Genomic DNA, 13,896 nt, shown 5'->3' on the forward strand with positions numbered 1-13,896 from the left:
ACACCACATTGACAATCAACCCTTCATGGCGCTCAATCAAAGGAATTATTGTTTATCGATACAACCGCGTACCATTTCAGTTGGTAGTGGGGCAGGTATTCCATGCTCCTTCCGCATACACATAGCCACGCGATCTCATCCGGCATGCGACGGTGCAAGCGCGCGGGATTCCGCAACACTTTGCCACCCCTGGAGCCGGACGACGCATCCCTCGAACCGCAACGCATGACCGGCGGCGACCGCCTGCGGCGGCGTCCTTTCGATGGCGCCGGACCGCAGCAACCCGAGGGCGGACTTCGATGGTAGACGACCCCGTACACGCCATTGGCGACGAAGCGGACACGGGTGGCCCGCAGGACGGCATCGCACTCTGCCTGTCGGGCGGAGGCTACCGCGCGATGATTTTTCATATCGGCGTGCTTTGGCGCCTCTATGAAACAGGCATCCTGCAGAGGGTGGATCGCATATCGAGCGTTTCCGGCGGCTCGATCACCGCAGGCCTGCTTGCCCTCAAATGGAACAGGCTGGCGGGCAGCCAGACGGCGAACATGCAGCTCTTTCGCCAGGAATTTGTCGAACCGCTGCGGGCGCTCGGACGAACGACCATCGATGTCAAGGCCGTCATCCTGGGCCTGGTGCTGCCCGGACGCGTGAGCGACCGCGTCGTCGCAGCCTATGAGAAGTACCTGTTCGGTTCGGCGACGCTGCAGGATCTTCCGGACCAGCCGCGTTTTGTCATCAATGCGACCAGCGTGCAGTCCGGCGCATTGTGGCGCTTTTCCAAGCCGTACATGCGCGACTACCGGGTCGGCGAGGTCGTGAAACCCACCATCAGACTGTCGCAAGCCGTTGCAGCTTCCTCCGCGTTTCCGCCGGTGCTGTCTCCGGTCGAGATCGAGCTGAACGATAGCGCATTCACGCCCGGGTCAGGATCCGACCTGCAGCGGCCTCCGTTCACGACGAAAGTCATTCTCGCCGATGGCGGCGTCTACGACAATCTGGGTCTCGAAACCACGTGGAAGCGCTACCGCACCATCCTCGTAAGCGACGCCGGCGGAAAGCTGCAGCCCGAGGAAAGTCCGAAAGCCGATTGGGGCAATCATGCCTATCGCGTGCTCGATCTCGTCGATAACCAGGTGCGATCCCTGCGGAAGCGCCAGGTGATCGATTCCTTCAAACAACATACTCGTTCGGGAGCCTACTGGGGAATTCGGACCAACGTGCTCGATTACGGGCTGGCAGATGCCTTGCCTTGTCCGTTCGACGCGACCATGCGGCTCGCCGAAACGCCCACGCGCCTGCAGGCGATGGGCGATCAATTGCAGGAGCGATTGATCAATTGGGGCTATGCGGTGTGCGACGCCGCGGTCCGGAAACATCTGCAGCCTGCGCCTCCAGCGCCTGCCGGTTTTCCCTTTCCCGCGTCAAGGGTCTGAGCCATGACGGCGCACATTCCCAGACTCCTGGCCGATTACATCCTGCTTGGACCGACCGGTGACCGCCGCCAACTGCAGGACTCGCCGATCTTGGGCGACGTCTGGATTGCCTTTGCGAGCGAAACCCGGACCGCAGGAACTGTTGATTACGCCGCACAAGACGAAGACTGCGGCCACCGTCGCAAACTGGATTGATGACGAAGTCGAGCAAGATCGACAGGCGCGCAAGGAGAGTGGGCGGGAGTCCCGACAAATCGCCTATTTGCAGGGTGTCGTCGCCGCCCGGCTGTACTTTGACGAGGTGCTGCGCGTCATCGTTCCGACGACGAGTTGGTGGAGCAGCCCACGCATCAAAAGCGATATGGCGGTTTATCTGCAGGCCACAACCGGCAGTCAGCGCATCAACGCCGTTCTGGATACAGTTCAGCAAATGGCGGAAGACTGGAGCAACCCCAAGGCAGTCAGGAAATCCGAAGGACGGCTGACCGCACTCGATCGCTATGCGGCGCTCGCCGGCATTATTCTCTGGGCGGCCCAAACCACCACGATCGGACCGGATGCAAAGCCGGCAGAACTGGTCGCCGCGATCAAGGCAGGAAAAAGCGACATTGCAGCCCTGCTGACCAGGTTGTTTTCCGAGATTCTCTCTCGCCAGCAACAGGACGACGCAGACCGGCGCAAGCCGTGGACAGGATCGCTGGTCTATCAGGTCTCACTCAATCGGCGCGCCGACATGGCCGTCGCTCAATCCGTCCCTTCAGTCAAGGCGGACGCCGCCCGCCTGCTCTTCACTGTCGATTGCGCCAAGATCGCGTGGGCCGTCATCGATTCCGGGATTCAGGGCGATCACGTTTGCTTCAAGGACGCAGCCGGGAAGGAATCCAGGGTCGTTGCCAGTTTCGATTTCAGCAACTTTCGCAGGATCGTCAACCTCGACAATCTCAGGATCTTTGGCAAAAACGCCGATTCCGAAACACAAAAGACCAAGCTCAAGGAACTTCTGCCTGAAGGCCAGAAACTGAAGCAGGCCGGCGACAAGCTGATCTCATACCTCGTTGAACTGTCCCAGGACGCAAGGGCGCAACGCCCGATTCATTGGGAATTGGTCGAACCGTTCATCGAAATCAAGATCGATACACGTCCATCGGTGAGCGATCATGGCACGCACGTCGCGGGCATCATTGGCGCCAGGGCGCCTCAAAAGCGAAACAAGTCGATTCCGGAAGAAGACAGGCTCAACGGAATGTGTCCGGATATTCAACTGTACGATTTCAGGGTGCTGTCGCCAAACAGCGACGAGAAAGATACCGAGTTCGCGATCATCGCCGCCTTGCAGTACATCAGGCATTTGAACGAGCGGAACGACTATATCTCCGTTCACGGAGCAAACCTCAGTCTGTCGATCAAGCACGATGTGCGAAATTACGCCTGCGGCCGAACGCCGATTTGCGATGAGTGCGAGCATCTCGTCGAAAGTGGCGTGGTAGTGGTGGCCGCCGCCGGAAACTACGGATATCAGAGCTTTACGACGACCGATGGCGCGTTCGAAAGCTATGCGGCGTTCAGCATCACCGATCCCGGAAATGCGGACGGCGTGATCACGGTCGGATCGACGCATCGATCACTGCCGCATACCTACGGCGTCAGCTTTTTCTCGAGCCGCGGTCCGACCGGCGATGGGAGATTGAAGCCCGATCTCGTTGCACCGGGCGAGCGCATCCACGGTCCGTTCCGGGACGGCTGGGGCGATCTCGATGGCACGAGCATGGCAGCCCCGCACGTCAGCGGCGCCGCCGCGATGCTGATGGCGCGTTATCCGGAATTCATCAAGCAGCCGCGCAAGATCAAGAAGATATTGTGCGAAACCGCGACCGACCTCGGTCGCGAACGCAGTTTTCAGGGCAGCGGGCTGCTCGACGTGCTCAGGGCTTTTCAGAGTATTTGAGGAGGCTTGCCATGATCTTCAGTCTGGACGTCCGGCGGGCGCGCAAGGGCGATTGCCTGCTGCTGCACTTCGGCACCAAGCAGGAGCCCGGCCTCGTCATGATCGACGGCGGACCCAAGGCGGTCTATTCGCCGCATCTGAAACCGAGATTGATGAAGATCCGCGAGGCGCGCGAGATCAAGAAGAACGATCCGCTGCCGGTCGACGTTCTGATGATCAGTCATGTGGACGACGATCACATCCAGGGAATTCTGGATTTGACCAAGGAAGAGATCGCCAATGCGGCTGCGCACAGGCCGCTCATGCTGAATGTCTTCAGTCTGTGGCACAACAGTTTCGACGAGATCATCGGCAGTCAGCCGGCAGAATTGACGGCGAAGGTCAATGCGACGTTCAAGACCGAGGCGAGCACCGGCACGGTCGACTTGTCCGACGAAAAGGTCGGCAGCGTGGAAGAGATATTCATCGACAAGAACCCCGGAGGCAACGAGGCAGCGGACGCGGAGGTGGTCGGCAGTTCCTTGAAGGTGCTTGCCAGCATCGCACAGGGCTTTCGGCTCAGAAAGGATGCCGATCGGCTGGGTTATGGCCGCAACACGGAATTCGGCGGCGAACTCATCGTCGCGGCACAGGGCAAGGCGCCGACCACGATAGCCGACACGCTGGACGTCACTGTGATCGGTCCCATGCTTGAAGAGATTCAAGCCCTGCACAAGGATCACCAGAAATGGCTCGAGGATCTCAAGAAACAGGGCAAGACGCCCGAGGAGGCCCTCGCCGCCTATGTCGACAAATCCGTTCCCAATCTCTCGAGCATCGTCGTGCTCGTGGAGGCGGACAAGAAGCGCATGCTGCTGACCGGGGACGCGAGGGGCGACAAAATTCTGGAAGGGCTGCAATTGGCGGGCAAGCTCGGCCAGGGTGACAACACGACGATCGAGATCGATCTCCTCAAGGTGCCGCATCACGGCAGTTCCAACAACCTCGACGAGGATTTCTTCGAGCGGATCATCGCCAGGCACTATGTATTCTCGGGCGACGGCGAACACGGAAACCCCGAACGGGAAAGCCTGGAGATGCTGCTGAAGGCGCGAAAGGACGAGAATTACGCGATCCATCTGACTTATCCTTTGCCGGACATAGACCGGCTGCGCGAAGCAGACTGGAACAAGGAGCGCAACAAGCAGATCGCGCGCAGGAAGAAGAGCGGAAAGGGCGAGGTGCGCGAGGAATGGTCGCCGGAAGATCACGGTCTGGTGGCGTTTTTCGATGCCAATCCCGGCTTCAAGAAGAAATTGAGAATTGTCGACAAGGCGGAGCCGCATATCATCGATTTGGGCGATCCTCTTGCGGCGGCCTGGCCAAAGCTCGCCGAGCCGTCCCCGTGACGCACGCGCCGGCGCGGCAGCCTTCGCCTGCTTCGCTACGACACTACGGAGTGTGGCTTGCCAAGCCGAAGCTCGCGATGCACAGCCCGCCTTCGCCCGTTGGGCTACGGCGCGGCATCCTTGCGCTCGCTTCGCGAGCGAAGGATGGTGGGCACGACAGGGATCGAACCTGTGACCCCTACCATGTCAAGGTAGTGCTCTCCCGCTGAGCTACGTGCCCTGGAGTCCAACTCGGGTGGGGTCCGTATATCGGCTCCAAAGCGCCCCTGCAAGGATGCAGGCACGTAAATTTCTGGAGCGATCTTGACGGAAATGGCGGCCGAATCAGGCCGCCAGCATCTTGTTCACTTCGCTGACCAGCTCGCGCAGGTGGACCGGCTTGGCCAGCACCTTGGCGTTCTTGGGCGCCTCCGAATCGGAATTCAGGGCGACGGCGGCAAAGCCGGTGATGAACATGATCTTGATGTCGGGGTCGAGTTCCGAGGCGCGGCGCGCCAGCTCGATGCCGTCCATTTCCGGCATCACGATATCGGTCAGCAGCATCTCGAACGGCTCCTCGCGCAGCCGCTGATAGGCCGACAGGCCGTTGTCGTGGGGCGAGACCTGAAACCCGGCGTTTTCCAGCGCCTTGACGAGGAAGCGGCGCATGTCGTTGTCGTCTTCGGCGAGAAGGATCTTGTGCATGGCGGTCAGTCGTCGAGCCCGGCTTGGAGGATCATTGCGCCCACTAAGCCCGACAGAGGGTAAATTTCGGGTGAAAGGTAACGACGTCTGGCAATCGGGGGCGGCGCTATTTCCGTAGCGCCCCGTATCAGGAGGCAAACAAGGCGGCGCTTTTCGGGCGTTTGCGACGACTTCCGGGCGAACCGCGGCCTTTTTTCGCTTGGCAGAATGATTACGATTACGGACAATGCATCCTTACAAAACCTGCCCGCCGCCGGCCGAATCGATCGGATGATCGATCGCCCCGGAAGGGAAATGTGGACAAGGGACGGCGCCCGACGATGACCCAGTTTGATGGCGAGCTGTCGCCGCCGTTCGAGATCGTGGAGCCGGAGCACTGGCGGGCGCCGATCATCTTCAACTCGCCCCATTCGGGCTCGGTCTACCCGCTCGAATTTCTCAACGCATCCCGGATCGACCTCGCGGCGCTGCGCCGCTCCGAGGATTCGTTCATGGACGAACTGATCGCCGATCTGAGCGCGCAGGGCTTCCCGACCGTCCGGGTCAATTTCCCCCGCTCCTATGTCGACGTGAACCGGGAGCCCTATGAACTCGATCCGCGCATGTTCACCGGGCGCCTGCCGAGCTTTGCCAATACCCGCTCGATGCGGGTGGCCGGCGGCCTCGGCACCATCCCGCGGGTGGTCGGCGACGGCCAGGAGATCTATCGCGAGCGGCTTTCGGTCGACGAGGCGCTGGGACGGATCGAGGCGCTCTACAAGCCCTATCACCGCGCGCTGCGACGGCTGATCAACAAGGCCCATCAGGCCTTCGGCACCGTGATCCTGGTCGACTGCCATTCGATGCCGTCGGTCGGGGTGTCCAGGGACGAGCCGCGGCGGCCCGATATCGTGATCGGCGACCGCTACGGCACCAGTTGCGCGAGCCTGTTGCCCGACGTCGTCGAGGAGGTCATGAGCAAGCTCGGCTACTCGACCGGGCGCAACAAGCCCTATGCCGGCGGCTTCATCACCGAGCATTACGGCAACCCCGCCAGCGGGCTGCACGCCGTGCAGCTCGAGCTCAACCGCGCGATCTACATGGACGAGCGGCGGCGCGAGCGCAGCCCGCGCTTTGCGCAGGTGGGCGCCGACTTCATCAAGCTGGCGGACGCACTCGCGCAGGTTCCGTTCGGCGATCTCGGTCCGTTCCAGGCGGCGGCGGAGTAGCTGCCAGACCGATCAGCCGCATCGTCTCGGCCAACGCGTTCACGTGCGTCCTTTGGTCACCCTGGGCCGCGGGCCGCAGGGCCGAATCAAAAAATCTTGAAATCAACCCCATGCAAAGAAGGGTTCGCCGGCCTGAGGCTGCCCTCGTCGAACCAAAACGGTAATTTGATACCTTTCTTGAGCCAAATGAATCCCCCCGCTGCGTTTCCGCAACGGGGGTAATCCTTCGCAACAGAAACCGAGGCTTCCGTTGCTTGCCGTGGCTTTCCAACCGATTTCCCACCTTATGTTTGCTGAACTCCGAAAGGCGGTCAATAATCAATTTTTGGTTGTCCGCGTCTTTCAGGTGGAGTGATGGGTCGTCCGATTGCCCGGCGTATTCTTGGAATCGATCTTGGTATAGCGTCCTGCGGATGGGGGATCATTGAGGTAGGCGAGGCTGCAGGAAACATCGTTGCCGCCGGCGTTCGGTGTTTCGACGCCCCTCTGGTCGACAAAACCGGCGAACCGAAGAGTGCGACGCGTCGGACTGCGCGGGGGCAGCGTCGAATCGTCCGCCGCCGCCGTCAACGCATGAACGCCATCCGTCAATTGCTTCACAAGCATGGAGTGCTGCCCGATCAGTCGCCGGACACCCTGCACCATGCACTGCGCCGAATCCCGCCCGACGCTGCGGGATCGCAAGTCACGCCATGGACACTCCGAGCTGCCGCTCACCAGCGTCTTTTGACCAACGATGAACTGGCAGTTGTTCTCGGTCATATCGCCCGGCATCGCGGCTTCCGCTCCAACTCGAAGAGTGAGGCTGGCGCGAATGCGGCCGATGAAACGTCACGGATGAAGAAGGCCATGGAGGCCACGCGCGAAGGCCTCGCAAAATATCCCTCGTTCGGCGCCATGATCGCCTGCGATCCGAAATTCAAGGATCGAAAGCGCAATCGTGACGGAGATTACTCGCACACCGCGAAACGTTCCGATCTCGAAGATGAAGTCCGCGCGATCTCTCGTGCCCAGATTCGATTTGGGAGCCAGATCGCGAGCGAGAAGTTCTCGCAAGCATTTTCGGATGTAGCATTTTTCCAACGTCCGCTGCAGGACAGCGAAGACAAGGTTGGAGATTGTCCGTTTGAGTCCGGCCAGAAGCGAACCGCCCGCCGCGCACCTTCGTTCGAATTGTTCCGCTTCCTGTCACGCCTGGCAAATCTCAAGTTGGCTTCTGGCCGGTCGCCCGAGCGAAATTTGACGCAGGAGGAAATTGCTCTCGCAGTGAACGGATTCGGCGAAAGCAAGAAAACCATCACGTTCAAGTCCCTGCGCGAAACGCTCGATCTCGATCCTAACATCCGCTTTGCGGGCATCGCGAAGGAAAAAGAAAGTACGCTTGATATTGCGGCACGCACCGGAGGCGCGGCTTACGGAACCAAGACGCTGAAGGATGCTCTTGGCGAGGCGCCGTGGAGATCCTTGTTGCGAACGCCCGAAAAGCTTGACCGGATCGCGGAAGTCTTGTCGTTCCGTGAGGATATGCATTCGATCCGCGCCGGTCTTGATGAGATTGGTCTCGACGCCGTGGTTGTCGACGTTCTGTTGCAAGCGGCCGCCAACGGCGATTTCAGGGATTTTACCAAGGCGGCGCATATTTCGGCGCTCGCGGCGCGTAACATCGTTCCCGGGCTTCGCGAGGGGCTGGTCTATTCAGACGCTTGCGCGCGCGTCGGTTACGACCACGCTGCACGCCCCTCCGTTTCCCTTGAGCAGATTGGCAGCCCTGTCACGCGCAAGGCGTTTGGCGAGGCCATCAAGCAGGTCAGGGCCGTCGCGAGGGAGTACGGCCCGATTGATTTCGTTCACATCGAACTCGCCCGATCTGTCGGCAAGAGCGCGGAAGAGCGCGCAAAGCTGACACGAGGCCTTGACGACCGCACCGCGGTGAAGGAAAGGCGGCGCCGGGACGCGGCCGAGCATCTTGGACGTGCGGTCAGCGATGACGAACTCTTGCGATATGAACTTGCCCATGAGCAGGGCTTCAAATGCATCTATTCGGGCGATGCGATCGATCCGGCCGGCATCTCGGCAAACGACAGCCGGTATCAGGTTGACCATATTTTGCCGTGGAGCCGCTTCGGTGACGACTCGTTTCTGAACAAGACGCTTTGTACTGCCAAGGCCAATCAAGACAAGCGCGGGCGAACCCCCTTCGAATGGTTCGATGCCGACAAGACAGAACCCGAGTGGATGGAGTTTGTCGCCCGCGTCGAAGGCTTGAAGGAGGTCAAAGGACGCAAGAAACGCAACTACTGCATCAAGGATGCGGCGAGCATCGAGGATAGATTCAAGGCGCGCAACCTGACCGACACACAATGGGCAACCCGATTGCTGGCCGACGAACTCAAGCGCATGTTTCCCGCGCCGGATGGGGAGCGGCGGATATTTACGCGTCCCGGCGCGATCACGTCCAAGCTGAGGCGCGCATGGGGACTTGAGGGCCTCAAAAAGCTGGATGGAAAAAGAACTGAGGACGACCGACATCACGCGGTCGATGCGGCTGTGCTGGCCGCCACCACCGAAAGTCTACTGAACCGTCTGACGTTGGAAGTCCAGAAGCGCGAACGTGAGGGACGTCAGGACGATATCTTCCATTGCAGTCCGCCGTGGCCGGGATTCCGGGTCGATGTCAAACGCGCGATTTATGGTTCCGACGGCGCGCCCGGCATTTTCGTCTCACGCGCCGAACGTCGCCGTGCGCGCGGCAAGGCACACGATGCCACCATCAAGCAAGTCCGGGAGATTAATGACGACAGGCTCGTCTTTGAACGCAAGCCGATCGCGAAACTTACGGAAAGGGATCTGGAGAAAATCCCGGTCCCGCAGCCTTACGGAAAGATCGCCGATCCGGGGAGATTGCGCGACGAATTGGTGGAGAACCTTCGCGCGTGGATCGCCGCCGGCAAGCCAAAAGACAAACCGCCGCTTTCGCCAAAGGGCGACATCATTCGCAAGGTGCGCGTTGAGACCAAAGACAAAGTCGCGGTCGAAATAAACGGTGGCACTGTCGATCGCGGCGATATGGCACGCGTGGATGTCTTTAGAAAAAGGAGCAGAAAAGGCGCGTGGGAATATTTCGTCGTGCCCATCTACCCGCACCAAATCGTCTCGTCTGCATCGCCACCCAACAGGGCTGTCGTCGCCTACAAGGCGGAGAGTGACTGGACTTCTATCGATGACAGTTTTGAGTTCGCCTGGTCGCTCAACCCCATGAGTTACCTTGAACTCGTGAAATCAAGTGGCGAATTGATCGAAGGATATTATCGAAGCATGGATCGGACGACGGGCGCAATTAACCTGTCGCCGATGGCAACCAATTCGGAGACGATCCGAAGCATTGGTGTCAAGACACTTTCCAGCTTTCGGAAATTCGCTATCGACCGTCTTGGGCGTAAGTTTGAAGTACCGCGTGAGGTGCGTACATGGCGTGGCGAGGCCTCCACCTGACGCAGGCAGCGAGGCTTTCACTCGCGGACAGTCAGATTTGCGTGAAGCAAGACGCTGGCGAGGTTCGGCTCGCCCTCGAGGATGTGGCCTGGATCGTCATCGACACGCCGCAAGCAACGCTGTCGAGCGCCCTGATGAGCGCCTGCATGGAAGCTGGAATAGCGCTGGTCTTTACGGATGAGCGACATACCCCTTCCGGCCTGACGTTGCCTTTTCATCGACACCATCGGCAAGGTGCCATTGCAAGACTTCAGGTTGATGCGAAAGACGGCGTAAAAAAGCGGCTCTGGCAAGCGATCGTTCGGCGCAAAATACTCAATCAGGCCGCTTCGCTTTCGGCTCTCGATCGCGAGAACGCCGAGACATTGAAGGAAATCGCCCGCCACGTGGAGCCCGGCGATCCGGAAAATGTCGAGGCTCGCGCTGCACGTTTCTATTGGGGCCGCCTGTTCGCGGATTTCGTCCGGGATGACGATAGCGACCGCCGCAACAAAATGCTGAACTATGGTTATGCCGTTGTTCGCGCCGGTGTTGCCCGTGCGCTCGTTGCTTCGGGCTTTCTGCCGGCATTCGGCCTCAAACATGATGGAGCGGCAAACGCCTTCAATCTTGCGGACGATCTCGTTGAACCTTTTCGGCCCTTTGTCGATGTACTGGCCTGGAAGACTTTCTCGAACGGCGCAGACAAGAATGGCGATCTGAGCCTGGAAGATCGCCGCGCCATGGCTGGCGCGTTGCTCCTCAACAGCACTGTCGGCGATGGCAAGGTTTCGCTTCTGGTAGCGGCTGAGATGGCCGCCGCCAGCCTGGCGCGCGCCCTGGAATTCGAAAAGCCGGCTTTTCTCGAAATGCCGGAATTGGAGCGAGACTCGTGAAGAGCGAGGAGGTGCGTTTCGTGTGGATGTTTGTCTTTTTCGATCTACCCGTCGGTACGAAGACCGATCGCCGCAACGCTACTCGCTTCAGAAAATTTCTGAAGGACGATGGATTCATGATGCTGCAATGGTCGGTCTACTCCCGCGTTTGTCGCGGCGACGACGCTGCGGAAAAGCACGGGCAACGGGTGACAAGAAACTTGCCGCCGCGCGGCAGTGTCCGTACCCTTCAGGTCACAGACCGTCAGTATGCGCGAATGAGGCTGTTGCTTGGCGAATCGACCTTCAACGAGAAAAAGGCATCTCAGCAACTGGTCTTGCTCTGATTCCCGCCTGACGAATCAGACGAGAATCAGAGTGTTTTCAGCAGCTTGTAGCGCTCGCAGCCTACCACGGGGAAATCGGTAGGGAAGCCACGGCCAACCGTACGGCCGGCCCGGATGTAGCCGTAGCCTACCACGGGGAAATCGGTAGGGAAGCCACGGCCGTCAGGGTCGCGCTGGTGTTGACGGCGGCAGCCTACCACGGGGAAATCGGTAGGGAAGCCACGGCCTCCTTGAGATCCTTCTGCACTTCACGAATAGCCTACCACGGGGAAATCGGTAGGGAAGCCACGGCAGCGGCGCAATGCGCTCTTCGGTGCGGCGAAGCCTACCACGGGGAAATCGGTAGGGAAGCCACGGCTGAAATGGCAGACCCCAACAAGGCCGTCGAAGCCTACCACGGGGAAATCGGTAGGGAAGCCACGGCGAGCAGCCGCGCGGCCGCGGAGGGCGCCGCAGCCTACCACGGGGAAATCGGTAGGGAAGCCACGGCCCGAACGCGAAGCCAACGCAAAGCATTTTGAGCCTACCACGGGGAAATCGGTAGGGAAGCCACGGCGGTTCGCTCGATTTCCACCCGATGGGTGCAAGCCTACCACGGGGAAATCGGTAGGGAAGCCACGGCGAAGGGCTGCGAGTATAGCTGGCGGCGCGCAGCCTACCACGGGGAAATCGGTAGGGAAGCCACGGCGGCGCGCGCCTGCGATCACTGCGCGCCATCAGCCTACCACGGGGAAATCGGTAGGGAAGCCACGGCACAACTATCACGTCAACCACCATGCCTAATAGCCTACCACGGGGAAATCGGTAGGGAAGCCACGGCTGGTGTGCCCCGCGTGCGTTGGCGGCGGGTAGCCTACCACGGGGAAATCGGTAGGGAAGCCACGGCACGCAAATGGCGGTGAAGCTGTTCTATCCGAGCCTACCACGGGGAAATCGGTAGGGAAGCCACGGCTTTCGGCTTGCGCGCGTGCCGCATTCAAAAAGCCTACCACGGGGAAATCGGTAGGGAAGCCACGGCGATCGCTTTGCGGCGGGCCATTGTATGTTCAGCCTACCACGGGGAAATCGGTAGGGAAGCCACGGCCGTCGGCGTCAACACATACAAGCCCGCTACAGCCTACCACGGGGAAATCGGTAGGGAAGCCACGGCAAACGGACGCGTCCCATTGCCAGCCGTTCGCAGCCTACCACGGGGAAATCGGTAGGGAAGCCACGGCAGGACCTGCTGTGCTGGCGTGGGGCACCGAAGCCTACCACGGGGAAATCGGTAGGGAAGCCACGGCATCCACGAGAAACAGGATCAGCAGCACTGGAGCCTACCACGGGGAAATCGGTAGGGAAGCCACGGCGCACGGGCGTCACGGCCTCGCGGATCTCGGAGCCTACCACGGGGAAATCGGTAGGGAAGCCACGGCCTGCCGATGTCTGCCCGAAACATTCCCGTAAGCCTACCACGGGGAAATCGGTAGGGAAGCCACGGCTGTACGCATCAAGGAGTTGATCGAGTCGAAAGCCTACCACGGGGAAATCGGTAGGGAAGCCACGGCTTCGATGCGCTCCTTGCGCTTGGCTTCAAAAGCCTACCACGGGGAAATCGGTAGGGAAGCCACGGCCCGTGATGTAGGCCATCGTTATGTTACCGTAGCCTACCACGGGGAAATCGGTAGGGAAGCCACGGCGTTTCATCGGCGACGGAAACGAAGGCACTCAGCCTACCACGGGGAAATCGGTAGGGAAGCCACGGCGGCTTGTACTTGCATACGGCTGGGGATGTGAGCCTACCACGGGGAAATCGGTAGGGAAGCCACGGCATCGATGGAGTAAGTCATGAGCAACCTTCAAGCCTACCACGGGGAAATCGGTAGGGAAGCCACGGCACCGCGATGGCCAAGCGCTACCGTGAACGCAGCCTACCACGGGGAAATCGGTAGGGAAGCCACGGCGAGCCACGCCTTGAAGGTATCGACGGAGGAAGCCTACCACGGGGAAATCGGTAGGGAAGCCACGGCAGCCTTCGCCACCATGTCGAGCAGGTCGGTAGCCTACCACGGGGAAATCGGTAGGGAAGCCACGGCACAGCAAGGGCGCTTGCGCCGAACACGCCAAGCCTACCACGGGGAAATCGGTAGGGAAGCCACGGCTTCAGGTTCGCCAGCATGTCGTTCATCTTGAGCCTACCACGGGGAAATCGGTAGGGAAGCCACGGCTTAGGCCGGCGTGATGGTTCTCTCGCCCGCAGCCTACCACGGGGAAATCGGTAGGGAAGCCACGGCAAACTCGTTGATCTCGTGTCTGCCGACAGAAGCCTACCACGGGGAAATCGGTAGGGAAGCCACGGCGAGCCTGCGACTGCACTCCGCTTGGAGAAGAGCCTACCACGGGGAAATCGGTAGGGAAGCCACGGCGTCAGTAGCGGCCTAACCGCTAGACCGGCCAGCCTACCACGGGGAAATCGGTAGGGAAGCCACGGCACCGCGGGGGGGGGGGAGAAAAAAGGGCCGCTTGAATGAACAAGCGGCCCAAGTCTAGGGAGGAAACGCCC

General features: G+C 60.3%; 9 protein-coding genes, 1 tRNA gene and 1 CRISPR repeat array. Of the genes, 8 read left to right on the forward strand and 2 right to left on the reverse strand.

The features are described from left to right. Positions 1–299: 299 nt before the first annotated feature. From V7E26_RS13500 to V7E26_RS13515, 4 genes are read left to right on the forward strand one after another with little or no spacing between them, the layout of a single operon-like run. Positions 300–1,436 (forward strand): patatin-like phospholipase family protein, encoded by a 1,137-nt coding sequence (locus V7E26_RS13500; protein ID WP_324416636.1) that lies wholly within the window; start codon positions 300–302, stop codon positions 1,434–1,436. A gap of 3 nt (positions 1,437–1,439) precedes the next feature. Then, positions 1,440–1,631: a hypothetical protein gene (locus V7E26_RS13505; protein ID WP_324416638.1), complete on the forward strand. Its 192-nt coding sequence runs from the start codon at positions 1,440–1,442 to the stop codon at positions 1,629–1,631. Further along, positions 1,579–3,381, forward strand: coding sequence for a S8 family peptidase (locus V7E26_RS13510; RefSeq protein ID WP_324416640.1), 1,803 nt, complete (start codon positions 1,579–1,581; stop codon positions 3,379–3,381). The genes V7E26_RS13505 and V7E26_RS13510 overlap by 53 nt, the downstream gene beginning before the upstream one ends. Positions 3,382–3,392: 11 nt before the next feature. Beyond that, the gene (locus tag V7E26_RS13515) at positions 3,393–4,769 is read left to right on the forward strand and encodes an MBL fold metallo-hydrolase (protein WP_324416642.1); all 1,377 of its coding nucleotides are present in this window, start codon (positions 3,393–3,395) and stop codon (positions 4,767–4,769) included. A 145-nt stretch (positions 4,770–4,914) separates the two neighbouring features. Here V7E26_RS13515 and V7E26_RS13520 read toward each other — a convergent pair. Beyond that, a tRNA-Val gene (locus tag V7E26_RS13520) sits at positions 4,915–4,989 on the reverse strand. A 104-nt stretch (positions 4,990–5,093) separates the two neighbouring features. Continuing rightward, positions 5,094–5,453: a cell cycle two-component system response regulator CpdR gene (cpdR, locus tag V7E26_RS13525; protein ID WP_074823489.1), complete on the reverse strand. Its 360-nt coding sequence runs from the start codon at positions 5,451–5,453 to the stop codon at positions 5,094–5,096. A 320-nt stretch (positions 5,454–5,773) separates the two neighbouring features. On the opposite strand from cpdR, the gene V7E26_RS13530 reads away from it, so the two are divergent. The 4 genes from V7E26_RS13530 to cas2 all read left to right on the forward strand — a co-directional run bounded on the left by V7E26_RS13530 (position 5,774) and on the right by cas2 (position 11,354). After that, positions 5,774–6,661 (forward strand): N-formylglutamate amidohydrolase, encoded by an 888-nt coding sequence (locus V7E26_RS13530; RefSeq protein WP_324416648.1) that lies wholly within the window; start codon positions 5,774–5,776, stop codon positions 6,659–6,661. Between the two features lie 354 nt (positions 6,662–7,015). After that, positions 7,016–10,153: a type II CRISPR RNA-guided endonuclease Cas9 gene (gene cas9, locus V7E26_RS13535; protein ID WP_324416650.1), complete on the forward strand. Its 3,138-nt coding sequence runs from the start codon at positions 7,016–7,018 to the stop codon at positions 10,151–10,153. Next, positions 10,129–11,028: a type II CRISPR-associated endonuclease Cas1 gene (gene cas1, locus V7E26_RS13540; RefSeq protein ID WP_324416652.1), complete on the forward strand. Its 900-nt coding sequence runs from the start codon at positions 10,129–10,131 to the stop codon at positions 11,026–11,028. Before cas9 ends, cas1 begins: the two co-directional genes overlap by 25 nt. After that, positions 11,025–11,354, forward strand: coding sequence for a CRISPR-associated endonuclease Cas2 (gene cas2, locus V7E26_RS13545; RefSeq protein WP_324416654.1), 330 nt, complete (start codon positions 11,025–11,027; stop codon positions 11,352–11,354). The genes cas1 and cas2 overlap by 4 nt, the downstream gene beginning before the upstream one ends. Before the next feature lie 58 nt (positions 11,355–11,412). Then, positions 11,413–13,825: direct repeats of the CRISPR family, unit length 36 nt; unit sequence AGCCTACCACGGGGAAATCGGTAGGGAAGCCACGGC. The last annotated feature ends 71 nt before the right edge of the window (positions 13,826–13,896 follow it).

The sequence above is a fragment of the Bradyrhizobium sp. genome, assembly GCF_036735945.1.
In the GTDB taxonomy this organism is placed as follows: Bacteria; Pseudomonadota; Alphaproteobacteria; order Rhizobiales; family Xanthobacteraceae; genus Bradyrhizobium.